The following is a 20,343-nucleotide window of genomic DNA, read 5'->3' as shown; positions in this document are numbered from 1 at the left end:
TCCGCGCCCGGCTAGGTTGGGCCGCATGAGCAACCTTGACCGCGCCCCCGTACCGAGCGTGTGCGGCGGCCGCGGATTCGTCGTCGCCGAACCCGTCCGTGAGCTGCTGAGTCCTCGACGCGTACAGCTCGGGGAGTCGACCGAAGTGCGCCGGCTGCTGCCGAACCTCGGCCGACGCATGATCGCCGCATGGGCCTTTGTCGATCACTATGGGCCCGATGACATCGCCGACGAGCCCGGCATGCAGGTGCCGCCACACCCGCACATGGGTCTGCAGACGGTCAGTTGGCTGCACGACGGCGAGGTACTGCACCGCGACTCGACCGGCAGTCTGCAGACGATCCGGCCGCGCGAGCTCGGACTGATGACCTCCGGCCGGGCGATCAGTCACTCGGAGGAAAGTCCGCGCTCGCACGCCCGCTTCCTGCACGGCGCGCAGCTGTGGGTCGCGCTGCCGGACGCTCACCGCCACACCGAGCCGAATTTCGAGCATCATCCCGAGCTGCCCACCGTCACCGCACCCGGTCTGACGGCAACCGTGATCCTCGGCGACCTCGACGGCGCGACCTCACCCGGCACCGCGTACAGCCCGCTCGTGGGCGCCGATGTGAGCCTCGCCCGCGGCGCCGACGTCCGGCTGCCCCTGGTGCCCGACTTCGAGTACGGGGTGCTGTCGATGTCCGGCGAGGTGTACGTCGACGAGGTGCGCGTGCTGCCGGGCTCGATGCTCTATCTCGGCTGCGGCCGCAGCGAACTGCCGCTGCGCGCCGAGTCCGACGCCGGCGTGATGCTGCTGGGCGGCGAGCCCTTCGAAGAGGAACTGATCATGTGGTGGAACTTCGTGGGCCGGACACAGGCCGAGATCGAGCAGGCTCGCGCCGACTGGGCGACGGGCAGCCGGTTCGGCGAGGTGAAGGGGTACGACGGCGCACCCCTCGCCGCGCCCGAGCTGCCGTCGACGCCGCTCAAGCCGCGCGGTCGCGTCCGGTAGGACCTTGAACGCCCCCGCCGCATCGCCGCGGACGGGGGCGTTCAACGCAGGCAGCCCAAATAGTAGCCATGTACATAGTAGCCATGTACGGTATTCGACATGAGCAACGGTTCCGAAGGCGCCACGCCCGGGTTCCTGGTGTGGCGGCTGTCGATGAAGTGGCGGGTTGCGGTCGACCGTGCGGTGGCCCCGCTGGGGCTCACCCACGCGCAGTACTCGCTGGTGGCCTCGCTGCACGGCATGCAGCGCTCCGGTGAGCGGCCCAGCCAGCGCCGACTGGCCGACCACACCGGGCTGGAGCCGCTCTACGTGTCCAAGCTCGCCCGGGCGCTGGAGACCGCCGGCCTCCTGGAACGGACCCGGGACCCCCGCGACCCGCGCGCGGTGCAGCTCGCGCTCACCGAGCAGGGCCACGAGGTCACCCGGCGGGCGATCGAGGTCGTCCACGGGCTCCTCCAGCAACTCCTCGACCCACTCGGCGGCCTCGACAGCGCGCGCACCCGGGAGTTCACGCACGCACTCACGGCCCTGCTCGACGCACCGCTTGATCCCTTCAGCGAGAACGAGACGGAGCAGTCATGACCACCGCCACACCCCGCGTCGATCCCCGCGTCATCGCCCTGGCCCACTACGCCGGCCGCGCTCTCCTCGAGAACGTGCTGGCCCGGCAGGGCATCACCTTCCAGCAGTCCGTCACCCTGCGGCTGGCCGCCGTCGCCGACGGCCCGGTCCGGCGCGAGCAGCTCACCGACGGTGTCACCGGCGCCCTGAAGATCGGCGCGACCGAGGCACAGCAGGTGCTCGACGAGCTGGTCGCCGCGCGGCTGCTGACCCCCGACGGGCCGTCGGAGGTACGGATCACGGACGCCGGCCGCGAGCTGTACGCCACGACCTCCGGCGAGACGGCGCCCATCACGGCCCGGATCTATGACGGCATACCGGCGGAGGACCTGGCCGTCACGGGCCGGGTGCTGAGCCTGATCACCGGGCGGGCCGACGCGGAACTGGCGGCCCTGACCCGTCAGGGCCCGTCCGACCGGTGGAATACCGAACCGCCGGGCGCGGTTGTCGGCCCCGAAGGAGGCACCGAGTGAACACGACCCAGGACACCACGTACTACGCCCACGGAACCCCGGCCGAGCGCTGGGAGCGCGCGCAGCTGTTCTTCGACGCCAAGGACTACGCCGCCGCCGCGCGCGTCCTGGTCGGGCTGGTCGAGGAGGTGCCCGAGCAGACCGGGCCCCGGCTGCTCCTGGCGCGCTCCTACTACCACTCGGCCCAACTGCGGCGGGCCGAGGGCGAGCTGCGGACGATCGTCGAGCGGGACCCCGTGGAGTACTACGCCCGGCTGATGCTCGGCCGCACCCTGCAGCGGCAGAACCGGCACGAGGAGGCGGAGTCGCACTTGCGGATCGCCTCGGCGCTCGGCGGTGACTTCGGGCAGCGCTGACCCGCGCCGTGCATGAGGGTGCCCGGCTCCCCCGGAGCCGGGCACCCGCGTGCCGGCGGGGGGCCGCTACACGACCGGTGTCCCGTACGACCGCCGCCCCCGCCTGTAGGCGATCTCCCCCAGCAGGATGTCCGCGGCGAGGAAGGCCGCCAGCGGGATGCCGAACAACGGCAGGAAGTACCCGAGTACGGCGATGCCCGCCAGGAGCGGTACGAGGATTCGCGGCGGGACCTGCTGCCAGGCTCCGCGTGGCATCGGACGGCCGAAGGCGGTGCCGCGGCCGCGCTGCCACCACATGCGGTAGCCCCAGACGATCAGCAGGATCAGGGAGAGCGCGAGCAGTATCAGGGCGATCTGGTTGGCCAGACCGAACAGGATGCCGGTGTGCAGGTCGATGCCCCACCGGGTGAGCTTGGCGAGCACCGGATAGTCGGCGAACCGCACGACGTCCGTGACCTCGCCGTCGGCCGGGTCGATCGCGACGGCGTCCTGCTTCGAGGGCCAGCCGCGCTGCACCTGCTTCACGACGTACGCCGAGTCGGCGTCGGCGGGCGGCACGATCTCCACCGGGTCACCGAGTCCCTCGGACCGCGCCGCGGCGAGGACCTTGTCCAGTCCCACGCCGTGCGCGGCGTCACCCGCCTGCCCGGCGGCGGAGCCGTGCCCGGCGTGTTCACCGCCGGCCGCCGCGGACACCGACGGGGTGGCCTGGCCCAGGGAGGTGCGCAGCTCGTCGATGGTGGCTCCCGCGTAGGCCGACCAGGTCAGACCGGTCGCCGAGAGGAAGAAGAATCCGGCCGCCGCCCACACGCCGACACTGCCGTGCAGGCCGAGCGTGCGCCGCCGCCCCTTCGCACCCCGTACCTTGCGCAGGGCCCGGCGGCGGGAGAACCAGAGCACCAGTCCGCCCGCCGAGATGACCCACAGCCAGCTGGCCGCCAGCTCGCTGTACAGCCGCCCCGGCTCGCCCAGGTGCAGGTCACGGTGGAACTCGTCGATCCAGGTGCGCAGCGGCAGCGCGCCGGTCGAGCCGTACTGTTCGAGGGCGCCGCGCACCTTCGCGGTGTACGGGTCGACGAACACCGCGAGCGTGTGACCCTCGTCCACGCCCGGGACGCCGGACAGCATGACCCTGGTCGTCGCGTCGGCCTCGGGTGAGGGGCGTACGGCCGAGACCGTGCCCTCGGGGTGGGCCTTGCGGGCGGCGGACACCTGCTCACTGATCGGCAGCTTCTTCTCGCCCGCGGCGACGGTCAGTTCGTGGTCGTAGACGAGCTTCTCGACCTGGAACGAGCCGGCGTACAGCAGGCCGGTGACGGCGGCGACGAGGAGGAACGGCGCCACCAGCACCCCGGCGTAGAAGTGCAGGCGCAGGATCAGCGGGCGCAAGGGGGCCCAGCGGCTCTTCGACGGTGCCGGGGCGGCTGGCTGCGGAGCCTCGTCCGTGATGGTCGAGGGAGCGGTGGTCATCGGCGGGCTTCTCCGGGGGACGTCGTCTGGGCCGTCGCGGTGTGGGCGGCGGCCGTGGCGGTGCAGTAGTCGGGACGGCGGGGCGTTCGGTTCCCGGAGAACTCCTGTGACGTGCATCACATAAGGGTGGGGGGTGCCGTGCCATCCTGACGCGATGGGAACTCCGAGCGATCGCGCGCCCCTGGCCGAGCGGGTCGGGCAACTCCTCGACGGCGGCCTCCCCTTGACCATCGTCGCGGCCGGCGACCCGGTACTGCGGCATGCCGCCGAGCCGTACGACGGGCAGTTGGGGCCCGCCCTGCTGGCCCGGTTCGTCGAGGCCCTGCGGGTCACCATGCGGGCGGCGCCCGGGGTAGGTCTGGCGGCTCCGCAGGTCGGGGTGCCGCTCAGGATCGCGGTGCTCGAGGATCCCGCGCCGGTGCCGGAGGAGGTGCGTCTGGTGCGCGGGCGGGTGCCGCAGCCGTTCCGCGTGCTGGTCAATTCCGCCTATGAACCCGTCGGCGACGAGCGGGCCTCGTTCTTCGAGGGCTGCCTGAGCGTGCCGGGCTGGCAGGCGGTGGTGGCGCGGCCCGCTGTGGTGCGGCTGACCGGTCAGGACGAGCACGGGCGGGCGCTGGACGAGGTGTTCACGGGCTGGCCGGCCCGGATCGTGCAGCACGAGACGGACCACCTCGACGGCGTCCTGTACCTGGACCGCGCCGTCACGCGTTCGCTGTCGTCCAACCAGGCGATGGCGGAGCGCTGGGCCCAGCCGACACCGCAGGAGGCGGCGCGGGCGCTCGGCTTCGAGCTGCCGTGACGCGCTGACCGCCCGGCCGCCCCTCGAAGGCTTCGGTTCGGGTTCTCCCGCTGCCGGGGGCCGAGGCGGACCTGTGGGACGACGGCCACCGGGAACCGGTGGTGCCCGCGCACGCGCAGCGGGATCGTCGTCCCCGCCCGGCCCGGCCCGGACGGACCGGGGTCAGGCGTCGCGGTAGGCCTCCAGCAACCGCAGCCACACCTCGCTGATCGTGGGGTAGGACGGGACGGCGTGCCACAGGCGGCTGACCGGGACCTGCCCGGCGACCGCGATGGTGGCGGAGTGGATGAGTTCGCCGACGCCGGGGCCGACGAGGGTCACGCCGCGCAGGATCTCGTCCTCGAGGTCGACGACCATCCGGGCGCGGCCCTGGTAGCCGTCGGCGTACAGACCGGCCCCGGCGACGGTGGACAGGTCCACGTCGACGGCCTTCACCCGGTGGCCCGCCTGTTCCGCCTCGGCCAGGGACAGGCCCACGGCCGCGGCCTCCGGATCGGTGAAGACGACCTGGGGGACGGCGGTGTGGTCGGCGGTCGCGGTGTGCGCCCCCCAGGGCTCGGCCGGGAGGGCCTCCCCGCTCGCCCGTGCGGCGATGGCGGCACCGGCGATGCGGGCCTGGTACTTGCCCTGATGGGTGAGGAGGGCACGGTGGTTGACGTCGCCGACCGCGTACAGCCAGTCGTGGCCGGTCACGCGGAGGCTGTCGTCGACGGGCAGCCAGGAGCCGGGGCCGAGGCCGATCGTCTCCAGGCCTATGTCTTCGGTGCGCGGGGCGCGGCCGGTGGCGAAGAGGATCTCGTCGGCCTCGATGCGGTCGCCGGTGGCGGTGACGGCCACGACCGTCCCGTTCTCCCGGGTCACCGACTCCACGGACGTGCCCGTTCGGACGTCCGCGCCGGCCTCCGTGAGCGCCTCGGCGATCAGTTCCCCCGCGAAGGGCTCCATGCGCGGCAGCAGGCCCTTGCCGCGGACCAGCAGGGTGACCTTCGAGCCGAGGGCCTGCCAGACCGTGGCCATCTCGGTGGCGACCACTCCGCCGCCGATCACGATCAGCCGGCCGGGCACGGTCTTGGAGCTGGTGGCCTCCCGGCTGGTCCACGGCTTGACCGCGTCGAGCCCGGGCAGTCCGGGCAGCGCGGCGCGGCTGCCGGTGCAGACGGCGACGGCGTGCCGGGCGGTCAGGAGGCGCTCGCCGCCGTCCGGGCCGGTGACCGTCACCGCGCGGGGTCCGGTGAGGCGCCCGTGACCTCGGTACAGGTCGGCGCCGATGGAGTCGAGCCACCCGACCTGGCCGTCGTCCTTCCAGTTCGAGGTGTAGGAGTCGCGGTGGGCGAGGACCGCGGAGGCGTCGAGGGGGCCCTGCACCGACTGGCGCAGCCCCGGTACGCGGCGGGCGTCCGCGCGGGCGATGACCGGCCGCAGCAGGGCCTTGCTGGGCATGCACGCCCAGTAGGAGCACTCGCCGCCGACCAGCTCGCTCTCCACGACCGCGGTGGTCAGTCCGGCCGCGCGGGTGCGGTCGGCGACGTTCTCCCCCACGGGTCCGGCCCCGAGCACCACGACGTCGTACGCGTTGGTTTCCGATTCCGTCATGGGGTCAGTCTGGTGGGTGGTGTGCGCCCTGGCCACATGGGTAGGGGCGCGGAATACGTGTCCGGTCGGCCGTGTTGTGCCGACGGCTTACCCCACACCAGGAAGTAGGGAATGACGCCATGAGCAGCACCGTGGAGCTCACCAAGGAGAACTTCGACCAGACGGTCACGGACAACGAGTTCGTCCTGATCGACTTCTGGGCCGACTGGTGCGGGCCGTGCAAGCAGTTCGCCCCGGTCTACGAGAAGGCGGCGGGGGAGAACCCGGACCTGGTGTTCGGCAAGGTGGACACCGAGGCGCAGCCCGAGCTGGCCGCGGCCTTCGGTATCCAGTCCATCCCCACGCTGATGATCGTCCGGGACCAGGTCGCCGTGTTCGCCCAGCCGGGCGCCCTGCCCGAGGCCGCCCTGACGGACGTCATCGGGCAGGCCCGGAAGCTCGACATGGACGAGGTGCGCAAGGCGGTCGCCGAGCAGCAGGCCCAGGAAGGCCGGCAGGCGGGCTAGCGCCGCAGCAGGCAACGTTCGCCCCGCCGCGGCACTGGCGGACGCTCCTAGAAGGGATACGGGGCCACGTCTCCGCGTACCGTGGTCCAGCGCAGTTCGGTGAAGGCCTCCAGGTTGGCCTCCCCGCCGAAGCGGGCGCCGGTGCCGGAGGCGGCGACTCCGCCGAAGGGCGCCACGGCCTCGTCGTTCACGGTCTGGTCGTTGATGTGGACGATGCCGGTCGGAATGCGCTCGGCGAGGTCGAGACCGCGGGCCGGGTCCCTCGTGATGATGCCCAGGGAGAGACCGTACGGGCTCTGCGCGGCCAGCGCCGCCGCCTCGTCGGCGGTGGTGAAGGAGCGGACGGGTGCCACCGGGCCGAAGACCTCCTCCGTGTACGCGGGAGAGTGGTCGTCGACGTGGGCCAGGACCGTGGGCCGGTAGAAGAGCCTGTCGTGGGTGCCGCCGGCGGCGAGTTTGGCGCCCCCGCTCGTGCTGGCCTCGACCAGGCCGCTGATCTTGGTGAGCTGGGCCGAGTCGATGATGGGGCCCAGGTGGACCTGGTCCCGGTAGGGGTCGCCGACGGCGAGTGAGTCGGCCTTGGCGGCCAGCCGCTCGACGTACTCGTCGTACAGGGACGCGTGCACCAGGTGGCGTCCCGTGGTCATGCAGATCTGGCCCTGGTGGAAGAACGACCCCCAGGCGGCCGTGGAGATCACCGCGTCGAGGTCGGCGTCCTCCAGCACGATCATGGCCGAGTTGCCGCCCAGTTCGAGGTGGGCCCGCTTGAGGTGACGGCCGGCGGCCTCGCCCACGGCCCGTCCTGCGGCGGTGGAGCCGGTGAAGGAGATGATCGGCACGCGCGGGTCGGCGACCAGGGCCTGTCCGGCGTCCGGGCCGCCGGGCAGCACGTGCAGCAGGTCCTCCGGCAGGCCCGCGGCGGCGAAGACCGCGGCGAGGGACAGCCCTCCGCAGACGGCCGTGCGCGGGTCCGGCTTGAGCAGGACCGCGTTGCCCAGCGCCAGGGCCGGGGCGACGGAGCGGATGGAGAGGATCAGCGGGGCGTTGAACGGCGAGATCACGCCCACCACACCGGCCGGGACACGCCGCGTGTACGACAGGCGCGGCGCCTCGCTGGGCAGGACCTGGCCGGCCGGGCGGGAGGCCAGGGCGGCGGCCTCGTAGCACTCCTGGGCGGCGACGTGCAGCTCGAAGTCGGCCTTGCCCGGTACGGAGCCCGATTCGCGGACGAGCCATGCGCGCAGTTCGTCGGCGTGCTCGGTGAACAGGTCGCCCGCCTTGCGGAGCACGGCGGCGCGGGCGAAGTGCGGGGTGCGTGCCCATGCCTCCCGGGCGGTGGCCGCCCGTTCGGCGGCGGCCCCGACGTCCTCGGGCCCGGCGAGGGTGAGGGAGCCGAGGGCTTGGCCGGTGGCGGGCTCGGTGACGGTGTACCCGGGCCCCGTGAAACTGCGGGGCTGCCAGCTCTTGGTGTCGAGCAACGGCATGACGGCTCTCCGATCGATCGGTCACCGGCGGACGGGAGGGTCGATTCCCGTGTGTGCGCGGCCGGTTCGGCGGTCACATGGCGGGACGCGCCGCGCGGGCGCGGCGGAGTGCGCCGCGGCCCGGGTGGGAACGCGCCCCCGTTTTGTTGAGCATGCAACATCCTAGCCGTGCCGCGGGCCGAAAGCCGGTTCACCGGCCGCCCACCGGTCGTCGCGCCCCGTCGGCTCAGCTGGAATCGCGGTGCAGCACCGTCGCGCCGAGCACCTTGTGCGTCTCGGGCTCGGTCGTGGGCCTGCGCACCGTGCGGTCGACCAGCTCGGCGAGTTCAGGGCCGGAGGGCAGCTCCAGACGGACCGTACTCAGCCGGGGCCGCAGCAGCCGTCCGAGCACCAGGTCGTCGGCGCCGATCACGGCCGTCTCCTCGGGGATGCGGATGCCCTCGTCGAGCAGGGCCCGCATGAGCAGCATCGCGTACTCGTCGTTGTAGGTGAACACGGCGTCCAGACCAAGGCTTCGCCAGCGGGCGGCCAGGTGCGCCGCGGCCTGCTCGTCGTAGGCCAGGGGCAGTTCGGTCACCGTGGCGTCCGTGCCGCGCAGCGACTGGCGCACGCCGTCGAGGCGGGGTGCGGAGAACGCCTCGAGACCGCGGCCCTGCGGTACGACGACGCCGATCCGGCGGCGGCCGCGGTCGTAGAGGTGGGCGCCCGCGCTGTGGCCGACGACGTCGTGGTCCATCAGCAGGGCGTGCGCGCCCTCGATGGTCTCGGGGCCGAGGGTGACCACGGCCCGTGCCCCCGAGCGCTTGAGCACCGCCACCCCGCGCGGGCCCAGTCCGGAGCCGGGCACCAAGACGGCCACGGGCCGTAACTCGGCCCAGGCGCGGGCGGCTTCGTCGCCGTGCGGGCCGCCGGTGCCGTACTGCACCACCGTGTAGTCCAGACCGGCGAGCGAGCCTTGGATGTCGGCGAGGAACCGGCTGTAGAGCGGGCCGACGGGGAAGGTCGGCGCGGGGATCAGGACCATCCGGCTGTGCCCGGCCCGCAGGCTGCGGGCCGCCGCGTGCGGTACGTACCCGAGTTCCCTGGCGGCCTCGTGCACACGGCGGCGGGTGGGCTCGCTGATCCGTACGGCGCTGGTGTTGTTCAGGACGTAGGAGACGGTCGCGCGCGAGACGCCGGCCAGGCGGGCCACATCGGCGCTCGTGGGCACGGAGCGCGACGGTGCGGGGGACGGGGGCGCGGGCGTTTTCGGTATCTGCACCATGACGTACGGCATCTTGGCAGAAGCCCCAATGCGCCCTTCAGGCGGGGGAGTTGTGAGGGAGTCGTGAGCGGTCACGGGGCCCGTTCGCGGGCTCAGCCGCCTGCGGCCGTGCCCGTCACCCGATCGACGAGATCGACCCAGGCGTCCTCCAGGCGGGCCAGGGGCATCCCTGACTGCCTGGTCAGGTGGTGGACCAGGGCCGGGTCGAGCTGACCCATCAGGGTGTGGGACAGCAGTTCGCAGTCCGCTCCCGGGACGATCTGCCGCAGCAGCACGGTCACGTGGCGGTGGTGCACCCGGCGGGGCGGGGAGGTGAAGCGGCGGCCGGCGCCCGGCTCGGCGGCCAGCTGCAGCTCCAGTTCGTCGCTCGACCTGCGCAGCATCGCGCGGCCGAACGCCCGCAGCCGCTCCACCGGGGGCGCTCCGGGTCCGAGCGGCGGCGGGCCACTGAGGAACGCGGCCTGGAACTTCTTCTCGGAGTGGTCGAGCAGGGCGGTCAGCAGGCCGGTGCGGTCGCCGAACCGGCGGAAGACCGTGCCCTTGCCGACACAGGCCTCGGCGGCCACCGCCTCCATCGTGACGCCGCCCGCGCCGCGCTCCGCCACCAGCCGCGCGGCGGCCTCCAGCAGCCGGGCCCGGTTGCGCGCGGCGTCGGCCCGCAGGCACGGCTCGTCCGTCTCCAGGGCGGTGCCGAGCTGCAGCAGCTCGGGGTGGTCGACGGGCTCCTGGGGTGTCGGGGCGGGCTGCGGGACGGCGGGCATGAAACCAGCCTAAAGCATCGGGAACAAAACTGGACCGGGGTCCGGTTAGGATGCTAGAACATTAAACGGACCCCGGTCCGGATCTTTTCGGCCGTTCCAGAGCACTGTTTTCACTACGTGGGAGTCAGCATGTCTGTTCGTATCCTCGCTCTCGTCGGCAGCCTGCGCGCCGGCTCGCACAACCGCCAGCTCGCCGAGGCGGCCGTCAAGCTCGCTCCCGAGGGCGCCGAGGTGGACCTCTTCGAGGGCCTGGCCGAGATCCCGTTCTACAACGAGGACATCGACGTGGAGGGCAGCGTTCCGGCCACCGCCGTGAAGCTGCGCGCGGCCGCGAACGCCGCCGACGGCCTGCTCCTCTTCACCCCCGAGTACAACGGCACCATCCCGGCCGTCCTGAAGAACGCCATCGACTGGCTGTCCCGCCCGTACGGCGCCGGTGCCCTCAGCGGCAAGCCGGTCGTCGTGGTCGGCACCGCCTTCGGCCAGTACGGCGGCGTCTGGGCGCACGACGAGACCCGCAAGTCCGTGGGCGTGGCCGGCGGCAAGGTCCTGGAGGACGTCAAGCTGTCCATCCCCGGCTCGATGACCCGCTTCGCCGAGACGCACCCGGCCGACGACGCCGAGGTCGCCGAGCAGCTGACGGAGGTCATCGCCCGCCTGCACGGCCACGTCTCCTCGCCCGCCGCGGCCTGACCGTCCTCACCTCGCGCCCACGGAGGGGCCGCGGCCGGCAACGGCCCCGGCCCCTCCGCCATGCCGTCGGCAGGGTCTGCGCCGACGGTGACCTCGCTGTTCACCTTGCCCCCGGGGTCTCCGCCGGCTGAGGCCCGGACCGGCCGGTGTCCGGACCAGCTCGTACCCGGACCGGCTCATCCTCAGACGGGCCCGTCCCCGGACCGGCCCGTGCCCCTACGGTCGATACCCCGGACCGGCCCGTACCCAGACCGGCCGATGCCCGAACCCGCTCATCCTCAGACCGGCCCGTACCCAGACCGGCCGATGCCCGAACCCGCTCATCCTCAGACCGGCCCGTACCCAGACCGGCCCGTGCCCGGACCCGCTCATCCTCAGACCGGCCCGTACCCAGACCGGCCGATGCCCGGACCCGCTCATCCTCAGACCGGCCCCGCGCCCCCGGACCGGCCCGTGCCCCTACCGGCGGCTCAGGCCAGCGGCTCAGGCCGGCTGCGGCTCGCGTCCGGGCCGGTGGATCGGCGTGTCCGAGCCGGTGAGCGGTGCCCCCGTGCCGCCCTGTCGCGCCGCGATGATCTCCGCCGCGATGGACACGGCGGTCTCCTCGGGTGTGCGGGCCCCCAGGTCGAGGCCGATCGGCGACCTCAGCCGGGTCAGCTCGCTTTCGCTCACGCCCGCCTCGCGCAGCCGCCGGTTGCGGTCCTCGTGGGTGCGGCGGGAGCCCATGGCGCCGACGTACGCGACGGGCAGCCGCAGTGCCTCCGTGAGCAGCGGGATGTCGAACCTCGCGTCGTGCGTGAGCACGCACAGCACCGTGCGCCCGTCGGTCCCGGTGCGCCGGAGGTAGCGGTCGGGCCAGTCGACGACGATCTCGTCGGCCTCGGGGAAACGGGCCCGGGTCGCGAAGACGGGGCGGGCGTCGCACACGGTGACGTGGTACCCGAGGAACTTGCCCGCCCGGAGCAGGGCCGCCGCGAAGTCGATCGCCCCGAACACGATCATGCGGGGCGGCGGGACGGCCGACTCGACGAGCAGGGTGAGACCGCCGGGGCAGTGCGACCCGTCCTCGGAGAGCTCCACCGTGCCGGTGCGGCCCGTGTCGAGCAGTGCGCGGGCTCGGTCGGCCACCGTGCGCTCCAGGTCCGGGTCGGCGCCGAGCCCGTCGTCGCCGGAGCCGTCGGGGCGGACCAGCAGGGCCCGGCCGAGGAGGGCGGCCGGGCCCCGGACCACCCGGGCGAGGGCCACGGGCTCGCTCCGGGCGGCGGCCGCCAGTGCGGCCGACTCGACCGCACGTCCGCCCACGAACGGGGTGATCATGACGTCGATGGTCCCGCCGCAGGTCAACCCCACCGCGAAGGCGTCCTCGTCGCTGTAGCCGAACCGCTCGACGAGCACCTCGCCGTCCCCGAGGGCCTGAAGGCACAGGTCGTACACCGCTCCTTCCACACAGCCCCCGGAGACCGAGCCGACCGCCGTGCCGTCGGCGGAGACGGCGAGCGCGGCACCGGGAGGGCGAGGGGCGCTGCCTCCGACGCCGACGACCGTGGCGACGGCGAAGTCCCGGCCCTCCTCGATCCACGCGTGCAGGGGCCCCGCGAGATCAAGCATCGCCGCCCGCCAGCAGGACGCGGTCGGGCCGGATCGGCAGGTTGCGGTGGCGTACGCCGGTGGCGTGCCACACCGCGTTGGCGACCGCGGCGGCCGCGCCGACGATGCCGACTTCGCCGATGCCCTTGATGCCGACCGGGTCGTCCGGATCGGGGTCGTCCACCCAGTCGGCCTCGATGTGCGGTACGTCGGCGTGCGCGGCGACGTGGTAGCCGGCCAGGTCGGCTCCGTAGACGCCGCCACTCGCCCGGTCCCGGACCGCCTCCTCGTGCAGGGCCATGGAGATGCCCCAGGTCATGCCGCCGACGAACTGGCTGCGGGCGGTGAGCGGGTTGACGATGCGGCCGGCCGCGAAGATGCCCAGCATGCGGCGCACGCGGACCTCGCCGGTGGCCGGGTCGACGGCGACCTCGGCGAACTGCGCCCCGAAGGAGTGCCGCTCCTTCTGGGCGAGCGCGCCGACGGCCTCGGCGGTGTTCGACCGTACGGTGACGCCCTCCGGCGGGATGTCGGCGCCGGGTGCGAGACTCCGGCGCAGTTCCCCGGCGGCGGCCGTGACGGCCCAGCCCCAGGAGCGGGTGCCCGCCGAGCCGCCGGCGATCATCGCAGGGCCGAGGTCGCTGTCCCCGATCCGCACATGGACCCGGTCCGCGGGCACCTCCAGGGCGTCCGCGGCGACCAGGGTGAGCGCGGTCCTGGCGCCGGTGCCGATGTCCGCGGCGTTGATCCGCACCGTGAAGGTGCCGTCCGCCTGCGCGGTCACGGCCGCCGTGGACGGCATGGCCATCACGGGGAAGGAGGCCGCCGCGGTGCCCGTGCCGAGCAGCCAGCGGCCCTCCTTGCGCACACCGGCCCGCGGATCCCGCCCGTCCCAGCCGAACCTGCGGGCGCCCTCACGGAAGCAGGCGATCACGTTGCGGCCGCTGAACGGGAGCCCGGAGACGGGGCCCACCGCGGGTTCGTTGCGGACTCGCAGCTCGATGGGGTCGATGCCGCACCGCTCGGCGAGCTCGTCGAGCGCCGACTCCAGCGCGAACGAGCCCGGTGCCTCCCCCGGGGCGCGCATCCAGGTCGGGGTCGGGACGTCGAGCCTCACGAGCCGGTTGTGCGTGTGATGGGCGTCGGCGGCGTACATCGAACGGCTCGCCGCGGCGCCCGGCTCGACGAACTCGTGCACGGTCGAGGTCTGGTTCAGCGACCGGTGCTCCAGGGCGCGCAGCCGCCCGTCCGCATCGGCGCCGAGCCGGACCCGCTGGGCGGTGGGGCTGCGGTAGCCGGCGAGCGAGAACATCTGCCGGCGGGTCATGACGACCCTGACCGGGCGCTGCAGGACGGTCGCGGCCATCACCGCGGCCACCTGATGGGCGCGGGCGCCCTTGCTGCCGAAGCCGCCGCCGACGTGCTCGGACCGGACCCGCACCGAGCCGGGGTCGAGGGAGAAGAGCTTGGCGAGCTCGTCGGCGACCCAGCCGGTGCCCTGGTTGGAGTCGACGACCTCGAGCCGGCCGCCCTCCCACCGGGCCGCCGCCGCGTGCGGCTCCATCGGGTTGTGGTGTTCCTCGGGGGTGGTGTACCGCTCGTCCACCACGACCGCGGACGCCGTGAGTTCGGCCTCCAGGTCGCCCTTCTCCACCACGGCCGGGAGGTGCCCGTCGAGCGGGTACGCCTCGGCGTCGCGCTCGGCGGAGAACGCCACGTCGTGCGGCTCCTGGTCGTAGTGCACCACCAGGGCCTCGGCGGCCTCCCTGGCCTGTTCGGAGGACTCCGCGACGACCAGGGCCACCGGCCAGCCGGCGTGGGGCACCCGGTCGTGCTGGAAGAGGCCGACGCCCGGGTCCGGCGGGACGCCCAGGACGCCGATGTAACCGGTGTCGACGCGCGGGGCGTTGTGGTGGTGGAGCACGGTGAGGACACCTGGCATGCCGAGCACGGCCTCCGTGTCCAGGGCACGGATGCGGCCGCGGGCGACGGTGGACAGCACCAGCCAGCCGTGGGCGAGTGCGGCGAACGGGATCTCACCGGCGTAACGGGCCGCACCGGTGACCTTGTCGCGGCCGTCCACGCGTGTGTGCGCGGTGCCGACGGCTCCCCTGGTGGCGGTGGTCATCGGGCGGCCTCCTCGGCGAGTTCGCTCAGCACGGCCACGACGAGGTTGCGCATCAGGGTCACCTTGTATCCGTTGTCGGGCAGGGGCCGGGCGGCGGCCAGTTCGGCGTCCGCGGCGGCCGCGAAATGCGCCGCGTCGGCCGGCTCGCCCGCCAGGAGGCGTTCGGCCGCGCGAGCGCGCCAGGGGCGGGAGGCGACGGCGCCGAACGCCAGGCGCACGTCGTGCACGCGACCGTCCCGTACGTCGAGCGCGGCGGCGACGGAGCCGATGGCGAAGGCGTACGAGGCCCGCTCGCGCACCTTGCGGTAGCGGGAGTTGGCGGCTGTTCCGGTGGGCGGCAGGGTTACGCCGGTGATCAGTGCGCCCGTCGGCAGGGTGGTCTCCCGGTGCGGGGTCTCCCCCACCGGCAGATACAGGTCGGCAAGCGGCAACTCCCGCGGCCCGGCGGCGGTTTCGTAGGTCACGCGCGCGTCGAAGGCGGTCAGGGCCACGCCCATGTCCGACGGGTGGGTCGCCACGCAGTGGCCGGAGGCGCCCAGGATGGCGTGGTTGTGGTGCTCGCCCGCGATCGCTGGACAGCCGCTGCCGGGATCACGTTTGTTGCAGGGTGAGTTGATGTCGGCGAAGTAGCCGCAGCGGGTGCGCTGGAGCAGATTGCCGCCGACGGTGGCCATGTTGCGCAGTTGCCCGGAAGCGCCGGCCAGCACCGCTTGGGCGAGTGCGGGGTAGCGGCGCCGGACCTCCGGGTGGACGGCCAGGTCGGTGTTGGTGACGGTCGCCCCGATGCGCAGCCCGCCGTCCTCGGCCGGTTCGACGCGGTTCAAGGGTAGTTCGCGTATGTCCACGAGCCGGGCGGGCCGTTCGACGCCGGTCTTCATCAGGTCGACGAGGTTGGTGCCACCGCCCAGGAAGCGGGCCTGCCCGTCGCCGTCGAGCAGCGCCACGGCGCCGGAGACGTCGTACGCCCGTTGGTAGCCGAACTCCTTCATGCCGCGGCCCCCTTCGTCTCCTCGGCGGCCCGGGCCACGGCCTGGACGATCGACACATAGGCGCCGCAGCGGCACAGGTTGCCGCTCATGCGCTCCCGGATCTCCTCCGGGGTGAGCGGTGGTGGTCCCGCCTCGGGCCGGACGTCGCCGGTGACCGCGCTCGGCCAGCCGGCCGCGTGCTCCTCGATCACGGCGATGGCCGAACATATCTGCCCTGGTGTGCAGTAGCCGCACTGAAAACCGTCCAGGTCGAGGAACGCCTGCTGCACCGGGTGCAGTCGATCTCCGTCGGCCACACCTTCGATGGTGGTGATCTCGCGCCCTTCGGCGGCGACCGCCAACTGCAGGCAGGCCACGCTCCGGCGGCCGTCGACCAGGACGGTGCAGGCGCCGCACTGCCCCTGGTCGCAGCCCTTTTTGGTGCCGGTCATGTCGAGGTGCTCACGCAGGGCGTCGAGCAGGGTGGTGCGGTGGTCGACGGTCAGCGTGTACTTCTCGCCGTTGACGGACAGGGTGAGGTCGCTGGACGTCGATGGGGGCATGGGAGCCTTCTCTCTCACATCGCGAGGTCGGGGAGCACGGCGCTGCGGCCCAAAGCGCCGTCGCGCGGCCGTGCGGGATGCGGGCGGGCCGGTCCAGGGCGCGGGAGCCGTGGACTGTCCGTACGGACGGCACGCCGATACGATGAGGCAAGCGGACAGTTGTCCGTTACGGGAAAAACTAACGGACAACTGTCCGCTTAACAAGAACCGAGTTTCGGCCATGGATCACGAGGAGGGCGAGTGCGGCAGAACAGGGACGCTCCGCTGCGCTCGGACGCACAGCGCAACCGCGAGCGCATCCTGGCGGTGGCGCTGGACGAACTGACGCGTTCGGCGGACGCCCCGCTGAGCACGATCGCCAGGAAGGCGGGCGTCGGCCAGGGCACCTTCTACCGCCACTTCCCCACCCGTGAGGCACTCGTCCTGGAGATCTACCGGCACGAGATGCAGCAGGTGGCCGACACCGCGGCACCGCTGCTGGAGAGCCGGGAGCCCGACCGGGCGCTGCGCGAGTGGATGGACCGGCTGGCGCGGTTCGCCATGGCCAAGGCGGGCCTGGCCGACGCCATCCGCCAGGCCACCAGCGCTCCGGGGCAGCCGGCGAAGCCGGGACACGCCCCGGTGACCGAGGCGGCCGAACTCCTGCTGCGAGCCGCCGAGAAGGCGGGCACCATCCGGCCGGGGATCACCGCGGACGACCTCTTCCTCGCCATCGGCGGACTCTGGACGATGGACCCCCGCGGCGACTGGCAGCCACGCGCCACCCGTCTGCTGGACTTCGTCATGGACGCGCTGCGGGCGGGGGCGCCCGGCCGCTGACGTACTGGGGCGGGCCCGGCCGGCGACCTCCAGGGGGCGGGCCCGCCGGCCCCGCACAGGGTGCGGGCCCGGCCGGGTTGCGCAGGGGACGCGCCCGGCCGACAGGGCCGAGCCCTGAGGCCGTCCGGGCCTTTCAGGCGATCGCCGTGGGTGCCAGTTCGCGCAGTTCCTCGAGTGCCGCCGCCACCGCCGGCCGGGCATGCCCGCCGCCCCGGGTACAGGTCAGGAGCTTGCGGTGCGGGTTGCCCGTGCAGCGGACCCGGGTGATCGGCAGGTGCGGGGGCAGATGGGCCAGGCGCGGGATGAGGGCGACGCCGAGCCGGTGGGCCACGAGGTGGGCGCAGACGTTCCAGTCGAGGGCGTGATGGACGATGTCGGGGGTGAACCCGGCCGCGCCGCAGGCGGAGAGGACACGCGGACGGCAGGGACTGTCCTCCACCGGCGCGATCCACGCCTCCCGCGCCGCCTCCGCGAGATCGACCCGGGCCCGCCCGGCCAGCCCGTGCCCTTCCGGTACGACCAGGTCGAACGGGTCGTCGAGCAGCGGCCGCTGATCGAACCGCGCGTCGCTCAGCGGCGGGTTGTGCGGAGTCGTTTCGACGACCGCCAGGTCGGTCTCGCCCTCGAAGAGCAGGTCGAAGCTCTTCGGGACACCCACCTCGGTGATCCGGACGTCCAGCCGCGGATGCCGCTCCCCCAGCCGGGCCGCCATCGGCGCCAGCAGCACCGAGACGGCCACCGGGAAGCCGGTCACCCGGAGCACCCCGGAGGGCGCCCCGTGATCGGCCCGCAGATCCAGTTCGGCCTGGTCCCAGCGGGCCTGGATGGCATCGGCGTGCGCCAGCAGACTCTCGGCGGCAGGGGTGAGCCGCACCCCGCGCCCTTGCGGCTCCAGCAGGTCGACGCCCAGGTCCCGGGCGAGCTGGCGGATCTGCTGGGACGCGGCGGACGGCGTGAAGTGCAGGGCCCGGGCGGCCGCGGTGACCGTGCCGTAGTGGGCGACCGCCCTCAGGACGTGGAGCCGGCGCAGGTCGATCATAAAGGCCAGGCTTCACAGTGATGTACGGAAAGTCAACCTGGACGTGTACGGACCCGCGGACGCACTCTGGCTGTGTCGCGACATCCACCAGCCACGAGGGACGAGGAGCCAGACATGACCAGCACCGACGCCACCGCCTGCCCACACTGCGGCCGGCCCGACGGCGAGCCGTTCCGGGTGCTGTCGCGGCACACCACGGCGACGGGCCGCACGGAGTGGACACGCTGCGGATGCGGCTCACTCCAGGTCCGGGTCTCCGACGGCGGCCGCGGCACCCGTGTCGTCTCGCGCAGCGGGCCGGCACGGGTGCCGGCCCCCGCGCGGTCGGCCACGGCGAGCCGCTGCGGCCTCTGACCGGCGCACGCACGCCGGCCCCCGACGAGCCGCGGCTCGGGGCGCCCCCGGCCGCGTGCACTACGCCTCTCGGCTCACCAGCGGCACGGTCCATGACCTGCGTATCGTGGTGGCGCCGTCGCCTCTCGGCGGGGCCCGGACGCCTGTCGGCTCGCGGCGGATTCGCGCAGGGCGCTGATGTCTCGTTCGTCGCGGTGGCCCGGTACGCCGCCGTGACGCCACCCGCCGTACGGCGGGCAGCTTCCGCCGCCCGGCGGCGCCGGCGGGCGGGCCCCGAGCCGCGTCGCGCCGATGAAAGCCGCACGCCACCGGCATCGCCGCCCCGCGAAACCACCCGGCGGCGTGATCCGGATCGCGTCGGCGGCCCGCGCCGGTGTCCTGCCCCTGCGGCAGACTGTCCGAGCACCCTGCGTACACGATTCGGGAGCTTGAGGCATGAGCGTGCAGCGGTATCCCCTGGCCGGGGTCACGGTGGTCAGTCTGGAGCAGGCCGTGGCCGCGCCCTACGCCACCCGGCAGCTCGCCGACCTCGGTGCCCGGGTGATCAAGGTGGAACGGCCGGGCGGCGGCGACTTCGCCCGTCGGTACGACACGACCGTGCACGGCCTTTCCAGCTACTTCGTATGGCTCAACCGTTCCAAGGAGTCGCTCACCCTGGACCTGAAGGACCCCCGCGGCCACGAGATCCTGCACGACCTCCTCGACGGCGCCGACGTCTTCGTGCAGAACCTCGCCCCGGGCGCCGCCGCCCGGCTCGGTCTGGACGCCGCCACCGTCACCGACCGCCGCCCGAACCTGATCCCGTGCACGATATCCGGCTACGGCACCACCGGCCCCTGGGCCGACCGCAAGGCCTACGACCTGCTCGTGCAGTGCCAGACCGGGCTGGTGTCACTGACCGGGACCCCCGAGGGGACCGCCCGGACGGGGATCTCCGTGGCCGACATCGCCGCCGGGATGTACGCCTACAGCGGCGTCCTCACCGCCCTGTACACGCGCGCCACCACCGGCGAGGCCCACCCCGTGGAGGTGTCCCTGTTCGAGGCGCTCGCGGAGTGGATGGGCCAGCCCGCCTACTACACCCGGCACGGCGGCACCCAGCCCCCGCGCATCGGCACCCAGCACGCCACCATCGCGCCGTACGGGACGTACACCGCCGCCGACGGCCAGGAGGTGCTGTTCTCCATCCAGAACGAGCGGGAGTGGGCGGCCCTGTGCGCCGAGTTCCTCGGTCGGCCGGAGCTGGTCGACGATCCGCGCTTCGCCACCGGGTCCGACCGTGTCGCCCACCGGGAGGAGCTCGACGTCGTGGTCGCCGCGCGGTTCGCCCGTTCCGGGTCCGAGGAGATCCTCAAGGACCTGGAGCGCGTCGGCGTCGCCTGCGCGGGGGTCAACGACGTCGCCGCCTTCCTGGACCACCCCGTGCTGGCCGCCCGTGGCCGCTGGACCGAGGTCGGGGTACCGGGCGGCACCGTGGAGGCGCTGCTCCCGCCCGCCGACCTCGCCGACGTGCCCGCGCGCATGGACCCGGTTCCGGCGGTGGGCGAGCACACCGAGGCGATCCTCGCCGAACTGGGCCGCAGCGCGGACGAGGTGGCGGCCCTGCGCGCGGACGGAGTCGTCTGACGGGCGCCCGGTCCCGCGGGGAGGGTGCCTAGTCTAGTAGTGCTTGGTCAGGTTCGTATCGGTGTGGGTATGTCGTGGTGGCAGGTGGGGCAGACGCCGGTCCAGAGGGCGAGGAGTGTCTGCAGCTCACGCACGATCTGGTAGAGGCTCAGGCCGGCGCCGTGTCTTTTGGGGCTTTGGCCAGTCGTTGCAGGGTGCAGAAGGCATGGGCGACGGAGACGAGGGTGACGTGGTGGTGCCAGCCGTTC

At 73.4% G+C, this 20,343-nt stretch carries 20 protein-coding genes; 10 read left to right on the top strand and 10 right to left on the bottom strand.

Annotated features, from left to right (window positions below; genetic code table 11):
- The first annotated feature begins 25 nt into the window (after positions 1-25).
- The 4 genes from ABTX62_RS06175 (at position 26) to ABTX62_RS06160 (ending at position 2,441) form a co-directional block, all read left to right on the top strand.
- Entirely contained in the window at positions 26-991 is a 966-nt protein-coding gene (locus tag ABTX62_RS06175) for a pirin family protein (RefSeq protein ID WP_352115063.1), read from the top strand.
- Between the two features lie 99 nt (positions 992-1,090).
- Positions 1,091-1,573 (top strand): MarR family winged helix-turn-helix transcriptional regulator, encoded by a 483-nt coding sequence (locus tag ABTX62_RS06170; protein WP_352115062.1) that lies wholly within the window; start codon positions 1,091-1,093, stop codon positions 1,571-1,573.
- A complete protein-coding gene (locus ABTX62_RS06165) occupies positions 1,570-2,085 on the top strand; it encodes a winged helix DNA-binding protein (protein ID WP_352115061.1) in 516 nt (171 codons plus the stop codon). Before ABTX62_RS06170 ends, ABTX62_RS06165 begins: the two co-directional genes overlap by 4 nt.
- Positions 2,082-2,441: a tetratricopeptide repeat protein gene (locus ABTX62_RS06160; protein WP_283968527.1), complete on the top strand. Its 360-nt coding sequence runs from the start codon at positions 2,082-2,084 to the stop codon at positions 2,439-2,441. The genes ABTX62_RS06165 and ABTX62_RS06160 overlap by 4 nt, the downstream gene beginning before the upstream one ends.
- A 66-nt stretch (positions 2,442-2,507) precedes the next feature.
- Here ABTX62_RS06160 and ABTX62_RS06155 read toward each other — a convergent pair whose 3' ends face one another.
- Positions 2,508-3,911, bottom strand: coding sequence for a PepSY-associated TM helix domain-containing protein (locus tag ABTX62_RS06155; RefSeq protein WP_352115060.1), 1,404 nt, complete (start codon positions 3,909-3,911; stop codon positions 2,508-2,510).
- Between the two features lie 154 nt (positions 3,912-4,065).
- Between ABTX62_RS06155 and ABTX62_RS06150 the strand changes: the two genes are divergently transcribed.
- Positions 4,066-4,710: a peptide deformylase gene (locus ABTX62_RS06150; RefSeq protein ID WP_352115059.1), complete on the top strand. Its 645-nt coding sequence runs from the start codon at positions 4,066-4,068 to the stop codon at positions 4,708-4,710.
- Between the two features lie 162 nt (positions 4,711-4,872).
- Here ABTX62_RS06150 and ABTX62_RS06145 read toward each other — a convergent pair whose 3' ends face one another.
- The gene (locus ABTX62_RS06145; protein WP_352115058.1) at positions 4,873-6,303 is read right to left on the bottom strand and encodes a dihydrolipoyl dehydrogenase family protein; all 1,431 of its coding nucleotides are present in this window, start codon (positions 6,301-6,303) and stop codon (positions 4,873-4,875) included.
- A gap of 119 nt (positions 6,304-6,422) precedes the next feature.
- Here ABTX62_RS06145 and trxA point away from each other — a divergent pair, with 119 nt between their 5' ends.
- Complete coding sequence (gene trxA, locus ABTX62_RS06140; RefSeq protein WP_352115057.1) at positions 6,423-6,809, top strand: thioredoxin; 387 nt, start codon at positions 6,423-6,425, stop codon at positions 6,807-6,809.
- A 47-nt stretch (positions 6,810-6,856) separates the two neighbouring features.
- On the opposite strand, the gene ABTX62_RS06135 is transcribed toward trxA, so the two are convergent.
- The 3 genes from ABTX62_RS06135 to ABTX62_RS06125 form a co-directional block, all read right to left on the bottom strand.
- Positions 6,857-8,293 carry a benzaldehyde dehydrogenase gene (locus ABTX62_RS06135; protein ID WP_352115056.1) on the bottom strand — a complete coding sequence of 479 codons (1,437 nt, stop codon included), beginning with the start codon at positions 8,291-8,293 and terminating at the stop codon, positions 6,857-6,859.
- A gap of 226 nt (positions 8,294-8,519) precedes the next feature.
- Positions 8,520-9,569, bottom strand: a complete 1,050-nt coding sequence (locus ABTX62_RS06130; protein WP_502997909.1) for a LacI family DNA-binding transcriptional regulator — start codon at positions 9,567-9,569, stop codon at positions 8,520-8,522.
- 80 nt (positions 9,570-9,649) lie between these two features.
- Entirely contained in the window at positions 9,650-10,318 is a 669-nt protein-coding gene (locus ABTX62_RS06125; protein ID WP_352115054.1) for a TetR/AcrR family transcriptional regulator, read from the bottom strand.
- A gap of 129 nt (positions 10,319-10,447) precedes the next feature.
- Here ABTX62_RS06125 and ABTX62_RS06120 point away from each other — a divergent pair, with 129 nt between their 5' ends.
- Entirely contained in the window at positions 10,448-11,011 is a 564-nt protein-coding gene (locus ABTX62_RS06120; protein ID WP_352115053.1) for an NADPH-dependent FMN reductase, read from the top strand.
- A 483-nt stretch (positions 11,012-11,494) separates the two neighbouring features.
- Here ABTX62_RS06120 and ABTX62_RS06115 read toward each other — a convergent pair whose 3' ends face one another.
- From ABTX62_RS06115 to ABTX62_RS06100, 4 genes are read right to left on the bottom strand one after another with little or no spacing between them, the layout of a single operon-like run.
- Complete coding sequence (locus ABTX62_RS06115; RefSeq protein WP_352115052.1) at positions 11,495-12,619, bottom strand: XdhC family protein; 1,125 nt, start codon at positions 12,617-12,619, stop codon at positions 11,495-11,497.
- Entirely contained in the window at positions 12,612-14,726 is a 2,115-nt protein-coding gene (locus tag ABTX62_RS06110; RefSeq protein ID WP_352115051.1) for a xanthine dehydrogenase family protein molybdopterin-binding subunit, read from the bottom strand. The genes ABTX62_RS06115 and ABTX62_RS06110 overlap by 8 nt, the downstream gene beginning before the upstream one ends.
- On the bottom strand, positions 14,723-15,715 hold the full coding sequence (locus tag ABTX62_RS06105) for an FAD binding domain-containing protein (protein ID WP_352115050.1): 993 nt from the start codon (positions 15,713-15,715) through the stop codon (positions 14,723-14,725). The genes ABTX62_RS06110 and ABTX62_RS06105 overlap by 4 nt, the downstream gene beginning before the upstream one ends.
- Complete coding sequence (locus ABTX62_RS06100) at positions 15,712-16,257, bottom strand: 2Fe-2S iron-sulfur cluster-binding protein (RefSeq protein WP_352115049.1); 546 nt, start codon at positions 16,255-16,257, stop codon at positions 15,712-15,714. The genes ABTX62_RS06105 and ABTX62_RS06100 overlap by 4 nt, the downstream gene beginning before the upstream one ends.
- Positions 16,258-16,497: 240 nt before the next feature.
- On the opposite strand from ABTX62_RS06100, the gene ABTX62_RS06095 reads away from it, so the two are divergent.
- Positions 16,498-17,076, top strand: a complete 579-nt coding sequence (locus tag ABTX62_RS06095) for a TetR/AcrR family transcriptional regulator (protein WP_352115048.1) — start codon at positions 16,498-16,500, stop codon at positions 17,074-17,076.
- Positions 17,077-17,209: 133 nt separating this feature from the next.
- Here ABTX62_RS06095 and ABTX62_RS06090 read toward each other — a convergent pair whose 3' ends face one another.
- Positions 17,210-18,115 carry a LysR family transcriptional regulator gene (locus tag ABTX62_RS06090; RefSeq protein WP_352115047.1) on the bottom strand — a complete coding sequence of 302 codons (906 nt, stop codon included), beginning with the start codon at positions 18,113-18,115 and terminating at the stop codon, positions 17,210-17,212.
- Between the two features lie 114 nt (positions 18,116-18,229).
- Between ABTX62_RS06090 and ABTX62_RS06085 the strand changes: the two genes are divergently transcribed.
- A complete protein-coding gene (locus ABTX62_RS06085; protein WP_352115046.1) occupies positions 18,230-18,469 on the top strand; it encodes a hypothetical protein in 240 nt (79 codons plus the stop codon).
- A gap of 435 nt (positions 18,470-18,904) precedes the next feature.
- Positions 18,905-20,095, top strand: coding sequence for a CaiB/BaiF CoA transferase family protein (locus ABTX62_RS06080; protein WP_352115045.1), 1,191 nt, complete (start codon positions 18,905-18,907; stop codon positions 20,093-20,095).
- Positions 20,096-20,343: the final 248 nt, after the last annotated feature.

Source organism: Streptomyces sp. NPDC096046, from assembly GCF_040303285.1.
Taxonomy (GTDB): Bacteria; Actinomycetota; Actinomycetes; order Streptomycetales; family Streptomycetaceae; genus Streptomyces.
This window is presented reverse-complemented; position numbering and strand designations above follow the sequence as displayed.

What these genes read in the sequence shown, in the direction of transcription:
- ABTX62_RS06175 (WP_352115063.1), top strand. Translation starts at nt 26, where the DNA reads ATGAGCAACCTTGACCGCGCCCCCGTACCGAGCGTGTGCGGCGGCCGC.
- ABTX62_RS06170 (WP_352115062.1), top strand. Translation starts at nt 1,091, where the DNA reads ATGAGCAACGGTTCCGAAGGCGCCACGCCCGGGTTCCTGGTGTGGCGG.
- ABTX62_RS06165 (WP_352115061.1), top strand. Translation starts at nt 1,570, where the DNA reads ATGACCACCGCCACACCCCGCGTCGATCCCCGCGTCATCGCCCTGGCC.
- ABTX62_RS06155 (WP_352115060.1), bottom strand. Translation starts at nt 3,911, where the DNA reads ATGACCACCGCTCCCTCGACCATCACGGACGAGGCTCCGCAGCCAGCC.
- ABTX62_RS06150 (WP_352115059.1), top strand. Translation starts at nt 4,066, where the DNA reads ATGGGAACTCCGAGCGATCGCGCGCCCCTGGCCGAGCGGGTCGGGCAA.
- ABTX62_RS06145 (WP_352115058.1), bottom strand. Translation starts at nt 6,303, where the DNA reads ATGACGGAATCGGAAACCAACGCGTACGACGTCGTGGTGCTCGGGGCC.
- trxA (WP_352115057.1), top strand. Translation starts at nt 6,423, where the DNA reads ATGAGCAGCACCGTGGAGCTCACCAAGGAGAACTTCGACCAGACGGTC.
- ABTX62_RS06135 (WP_352115056.1), bottom strand. Translation starts at nt 8,293, where the DNA reads ATGCCGTTGCTCGACACCAAGAGCTGGCAGCCCCGCAGTTTCACGGGG.
- ABTX62_RS06130 (WP_502997909.1), bottom strand. Translation starts at nt 9,569, where the DNA reads ATGCCGTACGTCATGGTGCAGATACCGAAAACGCCCGCGCCCCCGTCC.
- ABTX62_RS06125 (WP_352115054.1), bottom strand. Translation starts at nt 10,318, where the DNA reads ATGCCCGCCGTCCCGCAGCCCGCCCCGACACCCCAGGAGCCCGTCGAC.
- ABTX62_RS06120 (WP_352115053.1), top strand. Translation starts at nt 10,448, where the DNA reads ATGTCTGTTCGTATCCTCGCTCTCGTCGGCAGCCTGCGCGCCGGCTCG.
- ABTX62_RS06115 (WP_352115052.1), bottom strand. Translation starts at nt 12,619, where the DNA reads ATGCTTGATCTCGCGGGGCCCCTGCACGCGTGGATCGAGGAGGGCCGG.
- ABTX62_RS06110 (WP_352115051.1), bottom strand. Translation starts at nt 14,726, where the DNA reads ATGACCACCGCCACCAGGGGAGCCGTCGGCACCGCGCACACACGCGTG.
- ABTX62_RS06105 (WP_352115050.1), bottom strand. Translation starts at nt 15,715, where the DNA reads ATGAAGGAGTTCGGCTACCAACGGGCGTACGACGTCTCCGGCGCCGTG.
- ABTX62_RS06100 (WP_352115049.1), bottom strand. Translation starts at nt 16,257, where the DNA reads ATGCCCCCATCGACGTCCAGCGACCTCACCCTGTCCGTCAACGGCGAG.
- ABTX62_RS06090 (WP_352115047.1), bottom strand. Translation starts at nt 18,115, where the DNA reads ATGATCGACCTGCGCCGGCTCCACGTCCTGAGGGCGGTCGCCCACTAC.
- ABTX62_RS06085 (WP_352115046.1), top strand. Translation starts at nt 18,230, where the DNA reads ATGACCAGCACCGACGCCACCGCCTGCCCACACTGCGGCCGGCCCGAC.
- ABTX62_RS06080 (WP_352115045.1), top strand. Translation starts at nt 18,905, where the DNA reads ATGAGCGTGCAGCGGTATCCCCTGGCCGGGGTCACGGTGGTCAGTCTG.